This window comes from Haloplanus sp. C73 (genome assembly GCF_051195115.1).
GTDB lineage: Archaea > Halobacteriota > Halobacteria > Halobacteriales > Haloferacaceae > Haloplanus.
Genome location: NZ_JBNTJZ010000007.1, coordinates 147515 through 169010, shown reverse-complemented (window position 1 = coordinate 169010; position 21496 = coordinate 147515). Strand labels below are relative to the sequence as shown.

The window sequence follows — 21496 nt, the reverse complement described above, 5'->3', positions numbered from 1 at the left end:
GATCTATGACAGAGAATCCAATTGACGTATTAGACGACCTGGCTGACCAGGTCGCCGAAGAATTCGAGGCGTACAGACAGCCGGACGAATTCAAAGACGTATCGCTTGTCATCGACAACAACGATCCAGACCAGCTAACACTGATCGTACACGTCGATAGAGAGGACGCCGATACGCTGGCCGATGAGATCGAGGACTTCCTGCAAGAACGGGGTGCTCGAACTCAGCGTGAACGACACTCGGATACAGATGTCCGGGTGCTAGCTACCGTCGGCTGACTTCTCAGTCCTCTCTGATTTATTTTGGCCGCTCTCGGTAAGCCACTCCTAAGCTGTCAGTCTCGCCAAGAGTGAAGTGAGACCGATATCTTGGTAGGGAGTGTTCGATGGATTCAACGCTTCTCACCGGCCCGAAACACGCCCGATTGGAACGACGGGCATTTCAGCTGGCGGATGACATTGCCACCGACTCGCTGGGGAGTATTCTCTACATAACGCGGAACGACGCTCGCCGGAGTATGGTCGAGGACAACTGGGCCGTTTCCCACGAACCTCTCCGTCTTCGTGCCGAGACGCTTGACGCGGTCGTTCGGGAGTGGTACGAGCATCTCCACGGTCCGATTCAACCCCTCGCCGGGCAGCTGAACCGCCGGCTGGCGGAGTACGCTCTGGACAAATCGACAGCCGAGACAGATGGCGCTCTCGCCGGCGAACCTGCCTCTGCCGCTCTCGCTGATTCGTTCAGTAGCCGCTTCTCGCTCTTCGACGACGCCGGCGTCGGTACCGCTGACGCGCTCGTAGCGGAGTTCGAGGGTTCAGCCCTCGATGACCGTATTGCGAAAGCCACTGTCGACGCGTACCGACACTACCGGAATCTCCACGCTGACTACGTCGACGAGTGGGTCTGTACCCGGGGAGAAATGTTCGACGCCGTCGCGACGGCGGAGCAGTCACTATCGGAGCTCTCCCCGGAACTGGATGTCGTCGTTCTCTCCGGGTATCACGAGTACCGTCCCGTCGAACGCCGCCTCATCGAACGCCTCGCCGACGAACTTCCGATGATCGCACTGCTGCCACTCCACCAGGATGGCCGGAGCGGAGTCGACGCCGTTGCGGAGGACGCCTTGGATGTCTACGAAGCACTTGACTTTGAGGCAGTAGAACTCGAGCCCGTCGACGAGTCAGGGCGGGCCTTTGGAACGATCACCGAGTCGCTCTACCGCCCGGACCCCGGGACCGCCCCTGTTCCAGACGCACTCCGGTGGCGGGAACTCCCGACGCCCGAGCGCGAGATTCGATTCGTCGCTCGCGAGCTCCGAACTGAGTTGGCCAATGGTCGCGATCCCGACGACCTGGCTGTCGTCGTCCCGGGGACCGAGGCCTATTCGGGGTACGTCGAGGACACGTTCGATACGTTCGACATCCCGCACGTCACGACCGCCGCCTCACAGCTGAACCGGACGTTCACCGGGAGCGTTGTACACGACCTCCTGAACCTCGCCGAACCGGATCCGCGGGCCGAGGACCTCACATCGCTGCTTTCGAATCCACTGGTCGACGTCGTCGACACCGGCCAAGCCAACGCCGTCACGGCAGCTGCTCGCCGGCGTGACACGGTTTCTGTGTCACCCCTGCTCGATGACGTCGACGGCGAGGCGGCGGCGCTGATCGAGGAGCTGCTGGCCACGCTGGAGACGCTCCGGACAGGTGAGATCGTGGATGCGACCGAGACGCTCCGACCACTGTTGGACGAACGGTTCGACCTGGAGGGGGCGACGGAGGACTACGCCAGCGGCGCCGAGCAAGCCGTCGAACAGCGAGCCTACGACCTCGTAGACGAGGTCCTCTCCTCGTTCGAGTCGCTGGCGGCGGTCAATAGCGATCTCTCCCCGTTGGCACTGTTCACCCGTGCGTTCGATGGTGTTCCGATCCGGGTTCCGCAGCGCGCTGCTGGCGGTCACGTCGAAGTGATGGGGTTGCTCGACGCCCGGATGCGCTCGTTCGAGAAGGTGTTTCTCGTGGGACTGACGAGCGAGCACTTCCCGGTGACGCCGGAACGCCCGGCCTTCTTCGAGGAGATGACCGACGCCCATCCGCGATTCGACACCGGCGACGAACGACTCCGTGGTCGCTATCTCTTCGCGACGCTGCTCGCGAATGTCGACGAACTTACGATCACCACACCAGAGACGGGCGACGACGAGTCCGCCGTCGTCCGGTCGCCGGTCCTCGACGAACTCCAGCGCGTGACCGGCATCGAACCCGAAGACGGCGTCGACGACCGCGTGGGCTCTCGCGAAGATCTCCAGCGCCACGTCGCTGCAACGGCCGACCGGCGTGCGGCAGTAAGCCTCGCCGGCGACCGAGGTGACCTCTCACCCAAGCAGACCAAGCGCACGGATCGGGGACTCCACTGTGCGGACAACAGGGGAACGGCTGGCCTCTCCGAACACGACGGGGTGTTAGAACCTGGGACAGTCGATGAGGTATACCCTCTGTCGGAGCGGGAACCCTACAGCGCGAGTCGAATCGAGCGCTACGTCGAGTGTGGGTTCAAGTTCTACGCTGACGAAGTGCTCGGAATCGAGGATCCCGACGACGTTGAGGTCGTCCCTACGCCCCTCGAAACCGGATCGTACGTTCACGACGTTCTCGAACGATTTTTCGCGGATCTGCAGGACGAGACCGAGGATGGTTTCGATCTCACGGAGTTTAACTGGGACGACCTGGCGACGCACCTTCGCGAGATCGCCGTTGACGAACTCCGGGAGGCTGACTTCGAGTACGACGGCCTGTTCTACGAACGGTGGAAGGCGGAGCTGTTCGCGGGTCTGGGTGACGGCGTGAGCGCTCCGTACGAGGCTGGGAGCAAACCTCACGACGCACCGGAACAGGGGTTGTTCGCTACGTTCCTCGACAACGAGCTCTCGCGGGACGGCGCCGGCCGCCCACACCTGTTCGAAGCCCCATTCGGCGAGGGACTTCCCGACTCGGATGCTGGGCCGTTCACAGTTGAGCGACCGGACGGCTCGACTGTCTCGATTCGGGGTTACATCGACCGCGTTGACGTGAACCGGGATGGAGAACAACCGACGCTCACGCTCTACGACTACAAGACTGGTCGAGCACCGTATATGACGAAGACGACCGGCGGCACGAAGTTCCAACTCCCCATCTATCTGCTCGCTGCCGCCGAGGTCGTCGACGGTGACCTGTTCGAGCAGGGATCGCTTTCAGCGACGTACTATCAGGTTCGACCGCCAAACGACCTCAAGGTTCCACGCGGCGTCGAATCGAAGTTCGATTCAGAGGCCGAACTCCGCCGGTTCCTGAACGATGTCGTTCCGGAGTGGTTAGGCCAGATCGACGAGGCGATCGGCAACGGTCGGTTCCACACGACCCTCCTGTCCGCTCGGGGTGCGAACTGCCGATACTGTGACTACCGTCGGGCGTGCGATGTCCGCCATCACCGCAAGCGGCAGTTCGTCGACGAGGTCCACGAGGACGACGCCGCGTACGTTCCGCTCCGTGTTCGCGACGACGAGGACATCGAGGCGGTGATGAGTGATGACTGAGGATCCCGAGGAGATTCAGCTCACAGAGGAACAGGAGGACGCGCTCGTCCAAGGCCGGAACGTCGCGATCACTGCCGGCGCTGGGACGGGGAAAACGACAACGCTCACCGAGCGGTACGTGACGATACTGGCCGAGAACCCGTCACTCACGCCGGAGAACATTGTCACGATCACCTTCACGCGAAAGGCCGCTGCCGAACTGACCGAGCGCGTTCGGGAGGAGGTGTACGACCGGCTCGAGGCTGTCGACTCACCAAAGGCCTACCACCGCTGGCGAAACGTCCTCGACGACCTGGAGGATGGCTACGTCCACACCATTCACGCGTTCTGTACGCGGCTCTTGCGAGAACGGGCCGTCGAGGCTCCGGTCCCGCTCGGCTTCGACGTGCTTGACGAAGACGGCGCCGCGACACTCCAACGCGAAGTCGTGACGGAGTTCCTCGAACGTAACCAGGACGATGATGACGTCGCGCTCCTCGCGCAGCTCTGGGGTCATGACCAGCTGGTCGATGTACTCGCTGGATTACTCGATGAGCGCCCACAGAGCGAGGCGGTCCTCGAGGAGTGGCGTGATGCGGAGGTCAACGACTACGTCGATATCTGCTGGGAGGTCGTTTGTGATCTCGACGTCGCCGACGCCCGACAGACGCTGTATGCGGACGGACTCCTTGAGCAGCTACGCACGGTTGCGGGCCGTGTCGACCGCGAGGGCGCTATCGCCGACGAAGACGGTCTTCGAGTCTACCGGACCTTCACCGAAGTCGCGACCACACTCTCGGCCGACCCGGAGGAAAGCGATCCTCGCGACTGTCAACGGGCAATCCTCGACCTCTACGAGGCCTGTGAGAAGAAGAACGGTGGCCTGTACAGCAGTTCGGGGTACGTCGTCGGTGATCGGGACGATTGGGGTGAGTACGGTGACGTCTACGACGATCTGAAAGACGCCATCGACACGGTCATCGATGCCGTCGAACCGCACGCGGATGCGGTCGAGACGACACCCGGTGAGCTTGAAGCAAACAGCGCCCATTACGCGCTGGCTCTGATACGGGTCTTCGACGACGTCCTCGCAACCTACACCGACGAGAAGGAGCGCCGCGATACGCTCGACTTCCCCGACGTGATCGAGACAACGCTTGAGTTCCTGCGAGCGAACGATGCCGTCACGGAGCGGCTCCGAGAGCAGTTTGCGGCCGTGATGGTCGACGAGTTTCAGGACACGGACCCGCGTCAGTGGGAGTTGGTCAAGCTCCTCACGGGCGTTGACGAGCAGGCGGCGTCGAACGTCTTCCTGGTCGGCGACGAGAAACAGAGCATCTACGGATTCCGTGGGGCCGACGTGACGACGTTCGGGGATGCGCGCAGAGAACTCCAGACCGTCAACGAGGCTCGTGGGGTTGACGACGTTCCCGACAGCGATGCCGAGAGTCCGACCGCCCTCGAACTCTCCGGGAACTTCCGGACGCTGGATGAGCCGCTGTCGTTCCTGAACGAGCTCTTCGAGTACCTGTTCCAGCCGGAGGGTGACAGCCACGAGCCCCACGAAGCGCCACCGCAGGAGTTGACCACACAACGCGACCGTATCGAGGACATCGGGGGACTGTCCGGGAGTGTCGAGTATCTCGCTGTCCCCGACGACGCTGACACGGCGGCAGAGCTCTTCGGCGACGACCATCCGGTCGCCGAAGGTGCGCTGGACCACACCATCGAGGCCGAGGCGCAAGCGCTCGCTGCTCGACTGACCCACCTGTTCGATGATCCGCCGCAAGTCCAAGACCCCGATACGGGTGCTCATCGCGACGCTACGCCGGACGACACGGCAATCCTCCTCCGCCGGCGAACCCATTTGGATCGGTATCAGCGCGCTCTCGAGGAGTACGACATCCCCTACACTGTCGTCGGTGGCGTCGGGTTCTACGATACGCCTGAGGTCCAGGCGCTCACGAACCTGCTTCGAGTACTCGGTGATCCACAGGACGACGTCTCTCTCTACGGGGTGCTTCGGTCGCCGCTGTTCGGATTCGCGGATGATCGCCTCGCACCGGCTGTCGCAGAAGCTGATTCAGTATGGGATGGGCTCGCCGAGGCGGACGATCCACACCTCGCGGACGCGTTCGACCTCCTTACGACGTGGCGGACCCTCAGCGGCTGTGCGACGCCGTCCGAAGATGGCGTCCTCCCGTGGAACCGCCTGCTGTCCCGAGTGATCGATGACACGGGGTATCTGGCGAGTGTAAGTGCTGATGAACGCGGTCGACAGGCCGTCGCGAACGTCGAGAAGTTCCGCGACCAGGTCCGTACCTGGAGCGAGAACGGTGTTCACACAGCTGCCGGGTTGCTCCACCGGATCGACCGCCAAGCCGAGATCGACCCTCGTGAGGGGGAGGCAGATATTCCCGGTGACGCCGAGGGCGTCCGGCTTATGACGATCCATTCTGCGAAGGGACTCGAGTTCCCGATCGTCACCGTCCCCGATCTCGGGAGTGACCTCAACTTCGGTCGCTCCGTCGACGACCATGGCTACGTTCGACTTGTGGACGGAACTGATGACGCGCCGCCGGTCCCGGCGGTCGGCGGGCCGAATCCGGGCGATGCGTTCTCCATCGAGAAGACGGCCGTCCACGAGTACGCCGACCGACGGTCGCGTCCACAGGAGCGGGCGGAGTCGAAACGCCTCCTCTACGTAGCGTGTACACGAATGCGGGATCACCTCCTTCTCTGCGGCACGCACGACATTGACGTCGACGAGTCCGATACAATCGAACTCGGCGAGCCTGTAGCCTTCGACGACGCAGACCGGTGGCGCGACTGGTTACAGCCAGCCCTCCTCGACGGAGCACTCGTCGCCGAGGCGGTTCGTGACGGACAGGCCCGTTGTGAGATAGATGGAGCCAGCTATACTGTTCGCAGGCCGCCGCGCCCAGTAGACTGGGACACCGACGACGATGCTGTTGATTCAGCGCCGGAGATATCGATCCCCTCACCGCCGTCGTTAGCGCCGGCGAAACGGATCGCGGCGACGACTCTCGTGAATGCGGTGGCGGATGCGTCTCCAGACGGTCACAGTTACTCTCAGCGTGAGGAGTCGGCCGGCCTGAGTCCAACGACGTTTGGGACGGTCGTCCACCGGATCAACGAACTTCGTCCACCGAGAGACAAGTGGACCACCCTGATCCGTCGTTTGAGTCAGATGGCTGGTGAGGAGCCGACAGAATCGGACCTCCGTGATGCTGTCAACCACGCTGCTGATGCAGTCGAATTTGTTGATCACATCGAGTCTGATACTCAGCCTCAGGAGGTTTACGACGAGTACTCTGTTGTCGCTCGAATCGATGAGTCGCGGATTGTCGGTGATATCGACCGGCTGCTCGTCACGCCAGACGCATTCCACATAATCGACTACAAGACCAACGATCTCTCAGCTACGACATCGGATGAGCTCGCGGAACACTATCGACCGCAGATGCTCGCGTACGCTCTCGCTCTCCTCCAACATGACCGGAATCGTGACGTACGATCTTCACTCCGGTTTACTGACGAGGGGATAGAGGAGCGGTTCCATTGGGTGTCGGATCAGATGACGGAGATGGAATCTGAACTACGCTCAATGGTGGATTTGGTGGATTAAGCCTCTGTTTTCGCCAATTCACCCACCTTGCGATAGGTCAGGACAAGCTCTTGGTGGCAGCCTTCGAGAAACGAATAGAACGAACGAAACGAACTCAACGAGAGTATTTCGAGTAATGAATGAATTTACTGGAAAGCGCCGAACCGACGCTGAAACAGAGTGCTCGGTGAACGAAACGAGGAAAACGAGAGAAACGAACAATATGATGAAAACGAACGAAACTTCTTCAACGAGTGGAACGAACAGTTGGTTTTAACATCGTAGTAATCCTCTCACCGAGTGAAACACCCTCACCGAACGCACCGAACTAAACGACCAAAACGAACGAAACGAACATAACGAGAGAAACGAAGATAATGACCGACACCAATACCGCACGAATCACGGTGGCAAATCAGAAAGGAGGCGCGGGGAAAACAACCGACGTCATTCATACTGGCGGCGCACTCTCCGCCAGAGGCCACGACGTCCTCCTGGTCGATATCGACTATCACGGAGGGCTCACCTGCTCGCTTGGCTACAACGATCTGTATTACGACACCGACCGCACAACGCTGTTCGACGTCCTCGACTTCGATCAGATGGAGTCGGTGAACGACATCATCGTCGAGCACGAGGAATTCGACATTCTTCCCGCCAGCGAGAAGCTCGCGAACAACAAGAACATCCAGACGTTGCTTGAGGCGCCGAAGAGTCGCGAGCGTTTGGAGATGACTCTTGACGAACTCGAGAAGAACTACGACTACATCATCGTCGACACGCCGCCATCCCTGAACGTCCTCACCGACAACGCCCTGGTCGCGACCGGCAACGTCGTCATCCCCGTCATTCCCGAGAAGCTCAACGCCAACAGCCTCCAGATTTTCGCAAAGCAGCTGAGCTCCCTCGAACAGGCGTACGGAGACATCAATCGGCTCGCAATTGTCTGTAACCGCGTCGAGCAGAACGCCGAGCACCGCGACACCATCGAGGAGATCAAGTCGGCGTACTCCCTCCCGGTGTTCGAGATCCCGAAGCGGACCGACCTCTCTCAGTCGATTGGCGAGGGTGTGTCCGTCTTCGGCTTCGGCAAGGAGAACCAGCGCGTAGAGGATGCACGCGATTTGTTCAACGAGATCGCGGACCTTTTCGACGAGACGTTTGAGAAGACTGCGCCTGAGGAGGTGGAAGCATGACCGACGGCTGGGGTGATGCTTCCGGCATCGAGGGCAACTACGAAGAGGAGGACGACGAGGCTGATTCCAGCGAAACGAGCGAGGTGAGTGAAACGGTGGAAACCAGTTCATCGACCGAATCGACCGAATCGACTTCAACGAGTGAAACGAACGAAACGAGCAAAACGAAGACGAACATCAAGGACGAGTGGAATGGGCGCACGATCTACATTCCCGACGATGTCCTCGACGAGATGGAGGACACTTACCTCGAGTCCCAGCTGAAGCTCCGCAAGGCGGGCCAGGACGAGTTCAAGAAGAACCGCCACTTCTACCCGCTACTCGTCCAGTTCGGTATTGAGGCGCTCTCTGGTGCGGATTCTGAGGAAATTCAGGCTCGGCTCTCGGAACTCGGCGACGAATGACCTTGCGCAGAGCGAGGCTCGGAATTTTGTATAGCGATATACGATATACATTCTACTGTATTACGGATTTCCGGTACTAAGAGACTCTAGACCTCCGAATTCTCCCGATGAGCCGAATACAACAAGTGGTCCTGATTATGCCCGTAATCACGACCACTTTGAAGTACCCCGCCGCCGTCGGTGAAGCACGAATGCTGCAACCGCCTCACAACGACGCTTCCCCCGGGGTAGAGGCACCGAGACCAGGCCCGCAGGACGGTGGGGGGCCGGTGGATGCCTAATCGAGCGCTTTCCACGCCGCTCGACGACAGCTTCGAGCGCTACCTCCAGGACAAAGGGAAAGGCCGCGGTGGGGACGGTGGGAACTATCGACGAAACGCTGCACGCGAGCTCGAGCGGTTCGCCGAGTGGGCCGCCGGCGACCGCGGCGACGACGACTGGACCGGGATCGTCCCAGACGACGTCGACCGGGAGCCCACCTTCAACGATCTCGACGAACGCGTGTTTCGGGAGTACGCTCGGCATCTCGGGGGAGATCGGGGACTCAAGCAGAACACAGTACAAACCTATTACCGCTATATCTCTGCGTGGTGCGGGTGGTGTGTCAACGAGGGATATCTCGAAGCGCATTACGCTCAGCGGGCGAGTGCGATGGCGCCGCTGCCGGAAGACGACGGCCGCAAGCCCGGCGACCAGCAGGCCTGGACGTCCGAACAGCGCCACGCCCTCACCCGCCACGTCGACGAACGGGCCCGCGACGCCGTCGAGGCGTACACGACACTCCCGGAGGATACTGACCCCCTCGACAAGCAGCGAGCGCGCTACGCGGCGCTGAAGGCGGCTCGTAACCGAGCTCTGGTGTTCGTTCTCGCGTACACAGGTGTCCGGGTCGGGGAACTCCTACGAGACCCGAATGACCCACGCCGGCGCGGCGTTCGCTGGGAGGACTTTTCCCTCGACGACGGGAGTATGGACGTCTACCGGAAGAAACAGCAGTGGGACGCCGCGAGTCTTCCCGATCCGGTGATTTCTCCGTTGCGGAGCTACCGTCAGCTGGTGGACCCGCCGACGGACCGCTGGCCGGTGTTTCCGACGTTCGACCAACGGACGCTCGCAGAGCTCGTCCGGGAAGAGCTAGCCGAACGAGGGGAACACCCAGAAGTAATCGACGAGCGACGTGAGGCACACGCCCGGGACCTCTTGCTGGCGCTCGATGAGAATATTCGGCCGCCGTCGATCACGACGGACGGCGCACGGTCGATTCTCCAACGACTCTCGGAGGCCGCGGAGATCGACATCGACCATCCGAAACACGATTATCTTGCTCCGCACGGTGGCCGTCGTGGCATGGGCGAGGTTCTGGTCCGGGCATTCGGATATACTGTGGCGGCCCGATATCTCGATAATTCTGAGGAGATGGTTCGTGAGCGGTACTCGCATATCGAGGCTGGTGAGTTAGGTGATGTCGCTACTGAGGCCCTCGAGGAGATCGATAGTGTACCGCAGTAACTTATTTCGAGTGAGAGGGGTAGACCGTCGCGTCAAACCGCTTTGACAGTGAACAGCGAGTCGTCACTGAGGACGACCTGTATCCGGCGGTGCCAGGCGTCAGTGAAAGCCTCTCGTTGCTGTTCAGTTGCCGATTCGTCGAGAATCCCTTGGAGGTTCCCGATTGCGGGTCCACCGTCAGGAACGTCGCTGACGTGGTAGGTCACTTCGACGGTCTCGTCCGTGTCGGTTCGCCGGAACCGGAACGTCGGCTCTGCCGTGTCCGGGTCGAACGCGTCGAAGACGAGGAGGTCGCGGCGGCCGCCGTAGCCGCCGGCGAGCCCGCTGAATCCGTCGTCTTCGGTCGCGCCAGTAACGTACGAGATGATGCGGCTCATCACGCCATACGCAGCATCGTCCTGCGGGCCGGCCGCCTGCACCTCGATTTCGCTCCGAACTGGATAGTCGTCGGGATACAGGGCGTCGAGCCCCAACTGGACGATCCGGTAGGCGCCCGAGGCAGTCGGACAGGAATGTCCCGCCTCTTTCACCGCGTCTCTATAGGTGATGACGAACGGGTCACCCGGTTCGAGAACGCCGAGGGCCTCCGCGACAGGGTCGCGAATTTCGATCGGATCGACGTCGTAGTCTACCTTCCAATTGGTTCTCGTCTGGGTCTCGGCGGTCGCAGTCGAGTTTGATGTCATGAGTGGTGGTGATGATCGTATCTAGTGGTCAGTGGCGAAGCAGTCGCATCCCGTTGAGGATGACCGCGAGGACGCTGGCCTCGTGGACCAACATTCCCGCGGCGAGGGTGACGTAGCTGGTGAGCACGCCCGCGAGCAGGACGGTCACGGTCAACACTGCGAGCCCGACGTTCTCGAGGACGTTCCAGCGCGTCGCCTTGCTGAGTTTGACCGCGTAGGGGATGCGTTCGAGGTCGTCGGCCATCAGCGCCATGTCCGCCGTTTCGATGGCGGTGTCCGTCCCGGCGGCACCCATCGCGATGCCGACGTCAGCGGTCGCCAGCGACGGCGCGTCGTTGATGCCGTCGCCGACCATCGCGACGACGTGTCCGTCGGCTTGGTAGGCCTCGATGACGGTCTGCTTGTCCTCGGGGAGGAGTTCGGCGCGGTACTCGTCGATGCCGACCTCCTCGGCAACGGCGGCGGCCGTCCGCTCGTTGTCGCCGGTGAGCATCACCGTCTCGATGCCGACGTCCTGAAGCGCCGCGACGACGTTAGGAGCTGCCTCCCGGAGCTCGTCCCGCAGCGCGATTGCGCCGATGATGTCCCCATCGCGGATGACGTGGACGACCGTCTCGCCGCGCCCCTCACGCTCGCGGACGTATTCGGCGACCGGACTGGGGACGTCGATGTCGCGGTCGTCCAGCAGTGCGCGGTTGCCGACGACAACTTCATGGCCATCGGCATTGGCGATGACGCCCTTGCCGGCAATCACGTCGAAGTCGTCCGGATCGGAAATCGACTGGCGGCTGGCGTCCGTATCGTCCGCCTGGGCGACCGCCGCCCCACCGTCCGTCGCAGCAGTCGGGCGCTCGCGGGCTGCGTCAACGATGGCGTCGGCAAGGTGGTGTTCGCTCTTCTTCTCGGCTGTCGCCGCGAGCGAGAGGACCTCGTCGTCGGCGACGCCGAATCCCTCGACGTCGGCGACGGTGGTCTCGCCCTTCGTGAGCGTCCCCGTCTTGTCGAAAGCGACGAGGTCGATCTTGCCGGCGCGTTCGAGGTGTTCGCCGCCCTTCATCAGCACGCCAGACCGAGCGGCGTTACCGATGGCCGAGACGATGCTGACCGGTGGCCCGATGACCAGCGCGCCGGGACAGCCGATGACCAACAGCGTCAACGACAGGATCGCGTTCTGCGTGACTGCATATGCGCCGATGGCCAGCACGATGACGGCCGGCGTGTAGTACTTCGCGAACCGGTCGATGAGACTCTCCGTGGGCGACTGGGCCTCTTGGGCCTCCTCGACGCGACGGATGATACGTTCGAGCGTCGTGTCCGAGCCCGTACCCGTCGTCCGGATTTCTAGCGCGCCCTCCTGGTTGACCGTCCCGGCGTAGACTTCGTCGCCGTCGGCCTTGTGGACGGGGGCGCTCTCGCCGGTGACCGGCGCCTGGTTGACGGCGCTTTCGCCGTCGACGACCTCGCCATCGACCGGAATCTTCCCGCCCGGCCTCACGACGACGACCTCGCCCTCTTCGACTTCCCGGGCGGGAACCTCTTGGAGTTCCCCGTCGCGACGGACGGTCGCCGTGTCGGGCGTCATCTCCAGGAGCTCCTGGAGGGCCGTCCGGGTCTTCCGCATGGTCCGGCCCTCGAGGTAGCTGCCGAGGCTGAACAGGAAGACGACGGCGGCAGCCTCCCAGTACTCCCCGATGACGATGGCCCCGATAGCGGCCAGCGTCACCAGCGTCTTGATGCCGAGTGTCCGGTTCGTGACCTCGTGGTAGGCGGTCTTGGCGATGTCGTAGCCACCCACGATCGTCGCGAGGACGAGGATGGCGGCGCTTGCCATCTCGAAACTCGTGAGGTAGCCCAGACTCCAGCCACCGCCGTACAGCAGGCCGCTCGTCGCCGTGACGATGGCCTTCCGGTGGTTCCGGTAGTACTGCGTGATCGATTGTTTGTTCATAGTGTTAGGCGGGCTGGGGAGTGTACCCCTGGTTTTCGATGGTCTCTGCGAAGGCGTCGGGGTCAGTGACGCTGTCGTCGTACTCGATCTCGACGCGGCCGGTCGCGTAGTGGACTTCGACGTGCTGGACGCCGTCGACGTTCGACAGGGCGCGTTCGACGGTACTCGCGCAGGTCGGGCAGTCGAAGTCGAGGACGCGGAATTGGGTTGTGTCGCTCATTACAGTTTGAGATAGTGCCCGTACCTCAATAAGTATTTTTTAGATGATATGTTTGAATTCGGATACGGGTCGTTGGAACAGTCAAACAGGTCGTCTAGGGCTTTCGCTATCGCGGGTCCATCCTGTACTGGATACCTCGACAGACACCTACCCGACTCCTGCCCCGCTACCTTTTCCCGCGTGCTCGCGCTCAGTTCTCGTATGAGTGATTCCGATACCGACCACCGTCTCGACGACATCGCGGTGCGAGACACTCGGATTTCGGACGCCATCGACGAGCCGATGCGGGCGATGGTCCTCGACATTCTGTCCGAGGAAGCCCTAACTGCGACCGAGGTCCACGAACGCCTCGACGATCGCGGCATCGACCGGACGGAGAACACGGTCCGCCATCACATCAACGAGCTCCGGGATGCGGGCCTCGTCGACGTCGTTCGCTTCGAGGAGGGGCGTGGTGGGACGACGAAGTACTACCACGCGAACACGATCGTCCTCTCGTACTCACTACCAGATTCGGCCGACGCCGCCGTCGAGGAGATGATCGACGCTGCCCAGCCCCAGATCACGGACGCGCTCACTACGCTCACCGACGAGTACGACGACGCTATTGAGGAGATCGTCGAGGATATGCAGCCCTGCGAGCACTGCCAGACCCAGAAGTACGAGACGTACGTTCTTCTGACCGTCCTGCGACGTGCGTTCGTTCGCGCCCACAGAAATTCCTGAGGGGGAACCACCCCTACGCTGGCAGGGTCTTAGAAGGAGAACCGATCACGCGCGGATTGCATCGCGAGGCGAGTCAGGAGTCGCGCAGGGCCACGCTTTGGGAGGTCCCGTACAGTCTCGATGCTGGTCGGCGGTTCACTACCACCAATGTCTAACTCCCAGCCTGTCTCGTCCATGAAGCGTTCGACAGCCTGATTTACTCGCTGTCGCACGTCGTCCGAGTCCATTGTCTCGGGCACACCATTCCGGAGGACGACGTCGCCGTCAACGATCACTGTCTCGACGTCGGCCGGCACCGCGTTGTTCACGACCTGTGCAGGAATATTGGTCCGTGGCGTGAACTTCGGTTTGTCGACGTCGAGGAGGATAATATCCGCGCGCTTTCCCGCTTCAATACTGCCGATCTCGTCGCCCATCCCCAGCGCGCGTGCGCCTTCAATAGTGAGCATTCGTATCAGTTCCATCGAGTCGAACTGCCCGGCTGAACGCTTGAGATTTGCCGCCAGCCGAGCTTGCCGCGCTTCACCGAACATGCTGTACGAGTCGTGCCAGTAGTGGTCGTCAATCCCTACTCCGACGTCGACGCCGGCGGCTCGAAGCTCGGGAACGGGCGTCCACTGCGTCTCCCCGTCCGGATTCCAGTAACAGAAGACGGACGGGCAGTGCGCAACAGCCGCGTCCGCCTCGGCGGTTCGCTGGATGTCCTCTTCGTCGGCGAGGCGGAAGTGAGCAGCGACCAGTCGGTCGTCCAGGAGTCCAACGTCGTCGAGCAATCCCACCGAGTCCTCGCCACCGTTCGCTCGTGCCATCGTGTTACTCTCCTCGAGTTCGAGCAAGTGCGTGTGGACGAGCAGGTCCGGGTACTCTGCGGCGAGGGACGCGGTCCGTTCCCACAGCTGCCTGGTACACGACCAGTCGTCGTGCGGGCAGATCGTCGCCCTGATTCGGCCCTCGTACGTGTCGTGGTACGTTTCGACGAACTCGCGAGCACGGGAGAACTGCTGATCGACTGGTTGGTCCCAGAAGAGGTCCGAGATCGCCGGGCCGAAAAATCCGCGGAGCCCTGCTTCCCCGAACGCCTCTGCACCTGCGGCAGGCCGTGCGTCCATCGAGTTCACGGTCGTGACACCGCCCAAGAGGAAATTGAGCGCTGCGAGCTCGACGCCTGCCTCGACGAGGTACTCGAATTCGCCGTTCCCTAATCTGTTAAACAAGGCCGTCCCACTCCCAAGCATCTCCGTCAGCTCGAGTTCGCTAAACGCACCGATGAGCGGTGTCATCTCCAAGTGCGTGTGGGCGTTCACCAACCCCGGCATCACCAGTTTCCCGTTCCCGTCGATTACGGTGGACGCTTCAATTTCTCCGTCTCCTGCACGTGATGGTCGGACTTCTTCGATACAGCCATCGGTGATGCATACTGTGCCGCGCTCGTATAGCCGGTTCCGCTCGTCGGCTGTGAGAATGAGTGCATCATGGATTGCCAGATCGACAGCCATCGTAAATTAGGAAGTGGATGTGACAGTAACCGTACTGGACAACCGAGCAGGCCGGCGAGCACTGTTCCTCCAGATGGTGTTCCCCTCATTTGGGATATCATCGGTCTCTACTGGTCCCATTAGCCTCTAATACGTCGGCGTGATTTAATCAGATTCCCCTTTTGAATCTGAAGTCGGATTCCACGGATCTTGTGGAGGACTGCAAGGTTTTCCCTCTTCACAATAGATTATCTATGGTCGTCGGTTACGATACCATAGTACAGATACCCTCATAGGCAGCATTTTCTAATCAAAACCGCAATAGATGATCCCTACAATGATACACCTATGCAGGCGACGATAATTGATGGTGTTCTCGAGTCTCTCCGTATCGGCGTCGGATTTCTCTGGACGGCAGCGTGGGCGATCATCATGGGCCTCACGATTACGAGTCTGGTCCAGGTCTACGTCTCGAAGGAGCGGATGGCACAGGTGCTGGGTGAGGGCGATCTAACTGGACTTACCAAGGCGACTGTGTTCGGAGCAGCAAGCAGTGGCTGTAGTTTCGGCGCCGTCGCCATCGGAAAGGGGCTGTTCAAGAAGGGGGCGCACGCGGTGAACTTCCTCGCGTTCATGTTCGCGTCGACCAACCTCATCGTCGAACTGGGGTTGATGATCCTGATCCTGCTCGGGTGGGAATTCCTCCTCGCGGAGTTACTCGGCGGCCTCATCCTCATCGCCGTCATGGCGGTCATCGTTCACCTGACGCTCCCCGAGAACCTGTTTAACGAAGTCCGAGAAACGCTCAACGAGCGCGATCACGCAGCGGGCGTCACGGAAGATCCCACCTGCGGGATGGAAGGCAAAGACGAGTACACGCTCACGACCGACGGCGGGGAGACGCTCAAATTCTGCTCGGAGGGCTGTCTGGAGACCTACCGCCAGGAGACGTCGAGTAGCGGCGGGTGGCGTGACGAGTTGCTGTCATGGGGTGGCTGGTACAAGGTCGGGAATCAGTACCGCAAGGAGTGGTCGATGATCTGGAAAGACATCGTCGCCGGCTTCCTTATCTCTGGGTTTGTCATCGTCTTCGTCCCGCAGTGGGTGTGGAACACGCTGTTCATTCAGGGCGACGGCCTGCTCGTGACTGCCGAGAACGCCGTCATGGGTGTCATCATCGCCGTCCTCAGTTTCGTCGGCAGTATGGGAAACGTCCCGTTCGCCGTCGCGCTGTGGGGCGGTGGCGTCAGCTTCGCCGGGATCATCGCGTTCGTCTACGCCGACCTCATCACCGTGCCCGTGCTGAACGTCTACCGGAAGTACTACGGCTGGCAGATCATGCTGTACATTCTCGGCGTCTTCTTCGTGACGATGGCGTTCACCGGCTTCCTCATGGAGTTGCTGTTCGACGCCTTCGGCATCGTCCCGGACCTCGCAGGTGGCGAGACGGCGACCGAGCAGACGTACTTCGAGCTCAATTACACCTTCTACCTCAATATTATCGCCTTCGCGCTCTCCGGGTTCCTTCTGTATGTCTACCGGCGGGGACTCGGCGCACCGGGTCAGTATCGTGATCCGGTGTGCGGGATGCGAACCGACGATGAGGGCCCGAGCGCGTCCCACGATGGGACGACGTACTATTTCTGCTCGAAGACCTGCAAGCGCACGTTCGAAGAAGAACCAACGGAATTTGCTGATCAAAGCCCACAGATATCAAGTCACGATCACGACCATGACCACTGATAATCGCACTGTGGTTATTCCGCTGAGAAGGGATTCACCAACACAGTCTCAATCCGCAATTGTCACACCTGACGCGCCCAAATAGACGGTATGAATAGTCAAGTCTCGCAATTCGGGGCCATCATATGAATCGCCGTCGAGCAGATACTGTCGTCGGTGTGCTTCTCGGGTTCGTTCTCCTGGCCGGCGGGGCACTCAGCTGGCGGTCCTATCAACAGCGGCGGGCTATCGAGCAATCGATGGGGTCGATGATGGATTCATCTATGGGGACGATGCACGGCCCAGACCCTCTCTGGTACGTGCTTGGCACCCTGCTAGTCGCAGGTGTTATCGGTGGCGTCTATTACGTGGTTCGGGGAGAACTCACTGATCCGGAAGTGGCCGGCACAACGGCGCCTGTCGATCCCACACAGACATCGTCGGCAACGGCTACGTCGGTGGACGATGAAGCCTCGCCGGCGACGTCTATCAATCCTGAATCGGACCCACAGGGGCGGGTTCTTGATCTCTTACCGGATGATGAACGACGCGTCCTCGAACCCGTCCTGAACTCCCCTGGAATTACGCAGATCGAACTTCGGGATCGATCTGAGTTCTCGAAGAGCAAAGTGAGCCAGACTGTGAGTTCACTCGAAGAGCGCGGGTTGCTGTACCGGGAACGACAGGGTCGGACCTATCGCGTGTATCCGAGTGATGACCTACAGAACCAACAGACCTAGAACTTCATACAAACACTACCCCATCATGTCACAAGCAACACTCGAAAGCGATCATGTTAGCCGACTTCTCAAGTCAAGTACGTTGCTCAATCTCCTCCTCGCTACACAGTTGATCGCCGGACTGGTGTACGCATATTTCACAGGGGATATGGGGAGTCGGTGGACCCATTTCGTCCTTCCGTTCATTTGGTTCACCGCCTCACTCTGGGTGATTTGGCATACCCGACCTGGGACGACACGTCGAGCGTATCGTCTCGGTGCTGCACTTGTCGTTGCTCTATACCTCATCGTGATGTTTTATTTTTCGGGATTACTTGGACCGAGTACCTCTCATTTCGGAGCGCTCACTGGACCAAGCGGCTTCGGAATAACATGGGGTCGATCTCTGGGGTGGAGTCCGGTCTTCGTCTATACAGGTGACCTGATCACGCTCTCGCTCATTCCTTACCAAGCGGTTGGGCTGTTTGCGTTGGCGTATCTCGTCTACGATGCGTTGCTTGATTTCTCGCAGTCGGCAATCGGAGGAATTATTGGAATCGTAGCGTGCCCTGCCTGCGTAAGTCCGTTGTTTGCCGTATTACTTGCAGGCGGACTGAGTGGTTCTTCAACGATGCTATTGCTTGGTGCGTATGGATACGAGATTGCGACCGTTCTGTTCCTCGTGACGATTGGAATTCTCTACCATCGCCAAGCACTCACGAGGCAGTATCACCAGTTCCGAACGGACTGAGCTATTTCGTTTGTAGTCAGCAATAGCCGAGCCTCACTCGCCGCCCGAACCGAGTTATGTTAGTTAGCCGAAATAAGGTGATATGTCTTAGCGGCTCCCATTCACCCTCACTTTCTCCGATCTCCCTGAATTCGGCAGGTATGAACGATCCTGTCGATAGAAAACGTTTAGATAGCGTTATAGACACTCTCGAACGGTCTGATGTTTGGGTTTACACCCACGGATCTAACCTCGAACCCACCATATCACTACGTGAGGCGAAAGACAATGACCAACCGAAACCTCGGACGATGGCTGCTCGTGGCGCTCGCGATCGTCGGATTCGCGTTCGCTGCCCCGGTAGTTAGCGCACACGGTGACGAACCGACCCAGGGGAACGAGACGGCAGCTGATGAGATGCCAGCCGAGGGTGATGCAGCGGACTGGGCGGCTTGGATGGACGGTCACATGACTGACCACATGGGGCCGGGTGCCGTTGACGAGATGGAAGCGCACATGGGCGTGACTGTTGATGAGATGGCCCAAGACATGGCGGATGATAATCACACCGCTGCAGGGATGAACGGACAGGGACACGGTTGCTAACAATCCCTATCCTGCCACACGTCTAGTATATAGATATTCGACTTACTGAACCAACGATCACAATGACACACGACACCAGCACTCTCGGACGGACGACGCGTCGGATTACGTTGTTTGCGGTTCCGCTGTTGATTGCGGCATCGGGTACCGCAGCCGCTCACGGTGGTGGAGGCCACAGTGGCGGTATGATGGGTGGCGGCGGCTGGGGGCTCTTCGGCGGTGGAATGGGGCTTTGGGGTCTCCTCTGGATGGGGCTCCTGATTGCCGTCCCGCTCTATCTCGCCTACTCACTCCTCAACAGCGATTCTGGGGGAGATGATAGTCGGCCGCTTGCGGTTCTCCGTGAGCGCTACGCCCGCGGTGAACTCTCCGACGAAGAGTTCGACCGTCGACGGAAGCAACTCGAGTAGTTCACATGACCGACATAGAAGGAGTCCCGTCTGGAAACACTCCCGCCAACTGCCGCGGCGAGACCAAACGATTAACTCCGTTAGCGGAGTACGATATTCCATGGAATACACAATACAGACCACCGTTACTGGTGAGTTCGACGATGTCGTCGATGCAACGAACGGTGCACTCAAAGATGAGGGATTCGGTGTCCTCTGTGACATCGACATTCAGGCGACGCTCAAGGAGAAACTCGGCGAGGAGTTCCGTCAGTATCGTATCCTCGGTGCGTGTAATCCCCCGCTGGCATACGAAGGGTTGAGTGCGGAAACCGAACTCGGCACGCTCTTGCCCTGTAACGTCATCGTCTACGAGAATGATGACGGTGATATTGTGGTAAGTGCGGTCGACCCGGAACAGCTGGTCGGGATCGCTGATAACGACGCGCTTGACTCCATCGCGACCGAGGTCAACGAACGATTCGACCGCGTACTGGCAGCCGTTACAGACGAATTCGGATCCGCGTCGGAGGCATGATATCCGATGGTTTCATCGAATCAACTGGACACGACGACGTTACTGCTCCTCGTACTCGGAGCGTTCATCATCCTTCCTTTGCTCATGATGGGGATTGGGTTCGGTGGGATGATGGGATACGGGGGCATGATGGGCCAGTACGGTAGTACAGGCGGCTGGTGGCCGTTCGCCGGGATGTTAATCCCGCTCACCTTCGTCCTTGTACTTCTGGGCGGTGGCTATCTCATCTTCCGGCGGGCGAACGACACTCAGACGTCTCACAATCCCGCGATGGAAGAGCTACGTCAAGCGTACGCTCGTGGCAATCTCACGGACGAAGAGTTCGAAGCCCGACGGGCGAGACTCGAACAATCAGAGTGACCACTCCCTAAACCACGTTCGCCTGTTCGAGCACCTGTCGACCGAACGAACGGTGTCGAAGCCAAATATTCGACAGGAGAAAACCTTTTGAATCGAATGTATGACACCCGTCTCAGCATATGAATGTGAGTAGTAAGGAGGGTAAACGACAAGCACGTAGTAAGATACGTACGGAATCTGCCCTCGCATCGGTGTCGCGTGTAGCTAACCACTCATAGAACGATCCAGCCATCATGACACATCATAGTCGACGACAATTCTTGGGAATCGTCGGTGCCGGCGCAGTCGCCAGCACGGGCTTCACTCGGACAGCGAACGCACAGGAGACCCCCGTCGTGGAGATGGGCAGCAATTACTTCGACCCAATCGGTTTGCGTGTCGACTCCGGGACGACTGTTCGATTCGAACTCGCGGGTGGTGCACATTCCGCCACGGCGTACTCAGATCGCATTCCGGACGGCGCTTCCGCCTTCGATAGTGGAACGATCTCGGACGGAAGCTTCGAACACACGTTCGAAACTCCGGGAACGTATGATTACTACTGCATCCCGCACAAGTCGATTGGTATGGTCGGGCGGATCGTTGTTGGGAGTCCTGGTGGGCCAGCGGAGGAGAGTCCGATCCCGGATGGTGAGGTCCCATCGAATGAATCAATCGTCGAGCAGGGAGCCGTAGCCTACGGTTCGAGCACTGATGGGAGCGGGAACACTGGTGGTGGAATGATGGGTCCGGGCGGCCACGGGATGATGAACGGCCGCAGTGGAGGAGGGATTGGAGGGCCTCCAGTTGTTGGTGGGGCGCTCGGAATGCTGGGTCTTCTTGGTGGCGCACTCTACTGGCTTCGAAATCGAAGCAGCGCTCGCTCGAGTACTGACCACTCAGCCAGAGAAGTGCTTCAGGATCGCTATGCTAGAGGCGAGATTGACGAGGAAGAATATAGACGCCGCCGTGAGCGACTGGACGCAGCTGATGAGGACGTCTCCAATTAATTCCTACCGAGAGAGGATGAACTGATCTGAGTCAAGCAATTTGCGGATTGGGAGGTCTCGTCATCACGGATATCTTCGAGTTCCTAACGACTTCATAA

At 60.1% G+C, this 21496-nt stretch carries 19 protein-coding genes; 15 read left to right on the top strand and 4 right to left on the bottom strand.

Features of this window, described 5'->3' with window-relative positions; translation table 11 throughout:
- The first annotated feature begins 5 nt into the window (after nucleotides 1–5).
- From ACQUSQ_RS13430 to ACQUSQ_RS13405, 6 genes are all read left to right on the top strand, one after another.
- The gene (locus ACQUSQ_RS13430) at nucleotides 6–278 is read left to right on the top strand and encodes a hypothetical protein (protein ID WP_232590534.1); all 273 of its coding nucleotides are present in this window, start codon (nucleotides 6–8) and stop codon (nucleotides 276–278) included.
- A gap of 239 nt (nucleotides 279–517) precedes the next feature.
- Nucleotides 518–3574: a PD-(D/E)XK nuclease family protein gene (locus ACQUSQ_RS13425; protein WP_435069816.1), complete on the top strand. Its 3057-nt coding sequence runs from the start codon at nucleotides 518–520 to the stop codon at nucleotides 3572–3574.
- Nucleotides 3567–7202: a UvrD-helicase domain-containing protein gene (locus ACQUSQ_RS13420; protein ID WP_435069814.1), complete on the top strand. Its 3636-nt coding sequence runs from the start codon at nucleotides 3567–3569 to the stop codon at nucleotides 7200–7202. Before ACQUSQ_RS13425 ends, ACQUSQ_RS13420 begins: the two co-directional genes overlap by 8 nt.
- A gap of 356 nt (nucleotides 7203–7558) precedes the next feature.
- Nucleotides 7559–8377: a ParA family protein gene (locus tag ACQUSQ_RS13415; RefSeq protein ID WP_435069812.1), complete on the top strand. Its 819-nt coding sequence runs from the start codon at nucleotides 7559–7561 to the stop codon at nucleotides 8375–8377.
- Nucleotides 8374–8781, top strand: a complete 408-nt coding sequence (locus ACQUSQ_RS13410) for a hypothetical protein (RefSeq protein WP_435069810.1) — start codon at nucleotides 8374–8376, stop codon at nucleotides 8779–8781. The genes ACQUSQ_RS13415 and ACQUSQ_RS13410 overlap by 4 nt, the downstream gene beginning before the upstream one ends.
- A gap of 273 nt (nucleotides 8782–9054) precedes the next feature.
- Entirely contained in the window at nucleotides 9055–10290 is a 1236-nt protein-coding gene (locus ACQUSQ_RS13405) for a phage integrase SAM-like domain-containing protein (protein WP_092635508.1), read from the top strand.
- Between the two features lie 32 nt (nucleotides 10291–10322).
- On the opposite strand, the gene ACQUSQ_RS13400 is transcribed toward ACQUSQ_RS13405, so the two are convergent.
- From ACQUSQ_RS13400 to ACQUSQ_RS13390, 3 genes are read right to left on the bottom strand one after another with little or no spacing between them, the layout of a single operon-like run.
- Nucleotides 10323–10976 (bottom strand): FmdE family protein, encoded by a 654-nt coding sequence (locus tag ACQUSQ_RS13400; RefSeq protein WP_092635479.1) that lies wholly within the window; start codon nucleotides 10974–10976, stop codon nucleotides 10323–10325.
- Between the two features lie 28 nt (nucleotides 10977–11004).
- The gene (locus ACQUSQ_RS13395) at nucleotides 11005–12924 is read right to left on the bottom strand and encodes a heavy metal translocating P-type ATPase (RefSeq protein ID WP_435069808.1); all 1920 of its coding nucleotides are present in this window, start codon (nucleotides 12922–12924) and stop codon (nucleotides 11005–11007) included.
- A gap of 4 nt (nucleotides 12925–12928) precedes the next feature.
- Complete coding sequence (locus tag ACQUSQ_RS13390) at nucleotides 12929–13144, bottom strand: heavy-metal-associated domain-containing protein (protein WP_004048661.1); 216 nt, start codon at nucleotides 13142–13144, stop codon at nucleotides 12929–12931.
- A 201-nt stretch (nucleotides 13145–13345) separates the two neighbouring features.
- Between ACQUSQ_RS13390 and ACQUSQ_RS13385 the strand changes: the two genes are divergently transcribed.
- Entirely contained in the window at nucleotides 13346–13870 is a 525-nt protein-coding gene (locus tag ACQUSQ_RS13385) for an ArsR/SmtB family transcription factor (RefSeq protein WP_004048660.1), read from the top strand.
- 29 nt (nucleotides 13871–13899) lie between these two features.
- On the opposite strand, the gene ACQUSQ_RS13380 is transcribed toward ACQUSQ_RS13385, so the two are convergent.
- Nucleotides 13900–15366 (bottom strand): amidohydrolase family protein, encoded by a 1467-nt coding sequence (locus ACQUSQ_RS13380; RefSeq protein ID WP_435069804.1) that lies wholly within the window; start codon nucleotides 15364–15366, stop codon nucleotides 13900–13902.
- A gap of 327 nt (nucleotides 15367–15693) precedes the next feature.
- Between ACQUSQ_RS13380 and ACQUSQ_RS13375 the strand changes: the two genes are divergently transcribed.
- The 8 genes from ACQUSQ_RS13375 (at nucleotide 15694) to ACQUSQ_RS13340 (ending at nucleotide 21398) form a co-directional block, all read left to right on the top strand.
- The gene (locus tag ACQUSQ_RS13375) at nucleotides 15694–17088 is read left to right on the top strand and encodes a permease (RefSeq protein WP_435069802.1); all 1395 of its coding nucleotides are present in this window, start codon (nucleotides 15694–15696) and stop codon (nucleotides 17086–17088) included.
- Between the two features lie 125 nt (nucleotides 17089–17213).
- Nucleotides 17214–17807: a helix-turn-helix transcriptional regulator gene (locus ACQUSQ_RS13370; RefSeq protein WP_435069801.1), complete on the top strand. Its 594-nt coding sequence runs from the start codon at nucleotides 17214–17216 to the stop codon at nucleotides 17805–17807.
- Entirely contained in the window at nucleotides 17782–18537 is a 756-nt protein-coding gene (locus ACQUSQ_RS13365; protein WP_435069800.1) for a DUF7546 family protein, read from the top strand. Before ACQUSQ_RS13370 ends, ACQUSQ_RS13365 begins: the two co-directional genes overlap by 26 nt.
- Before the next feature lie 267 nt (nucleotides 18538–18804).
- Nucleotides 18805–19122 (top strand): hypothetical protein, encoded by a 318-nt coding sequence (locus tag ACQUSQ_RS13360; RefSeq protein WP_435069798.1) that lies wholly within the window; start codon nucleotides 18805–18807, stop codon nucleotides 19120–19122.
- Between the two features lie 62 nt (nucleotides 19123–19184).
- Nucleotides 19185–19532, top strand: coding sequence for an SHOCT domain-containing protein (locus tag ACQUSQ_RS13355; RefSeq protein ID WP_435069796.1), 348 nt, complete (start codon nucleotides 19185–19187; stop codon nucleotides 19530–19532).
- Between the two features lie 100 nt (nucleotides 19533–19632).
- Nucleotides 19633–20049 carry a DUF302 domain-containing protein gene (locus ACQUSQ_RS13350; protein ID WP_435069794.1) on the top strand — a complete coding sequence of 139 codons (417 nt, stop codon included), beginning with the start codon at nucleotides 19633–19635 and terminating at the stop codon, nucleotides 20047–20049.
- Nucleotides 20050–20055: 6 nt separating this feature from the next.
- Nucleotides 20056–20409: an SHOCT domain-containing protein gene (locus ACQUSQ_RS13345; RefSeq protein WP_435069792.1), complete on the top strand. Its 354-nt coding sequence runs from the start codon at nucleotides 20056–20058 to the stop codon at nucleotides 20407–20409.
- Between the two features lie 260 nt (nucleotides 20410–20669).
- Nucleotides 20670–21398 carry a plastocyanin/azurin family copper-binding protein gene (locus ACQUSQ_RS13340; RefSeq protein WP_435069790.1) on the top strand — a complete coding sequence of 243 codons (729 nt, stop codon included), beginning with the start codon at nucleotides 20670–20672 and terminating at the stop codon, nucleotides 21396–21398.
- The last annotated feature ends 98 nt before the right edge of the window (nucleotides 21399–21496 follow it).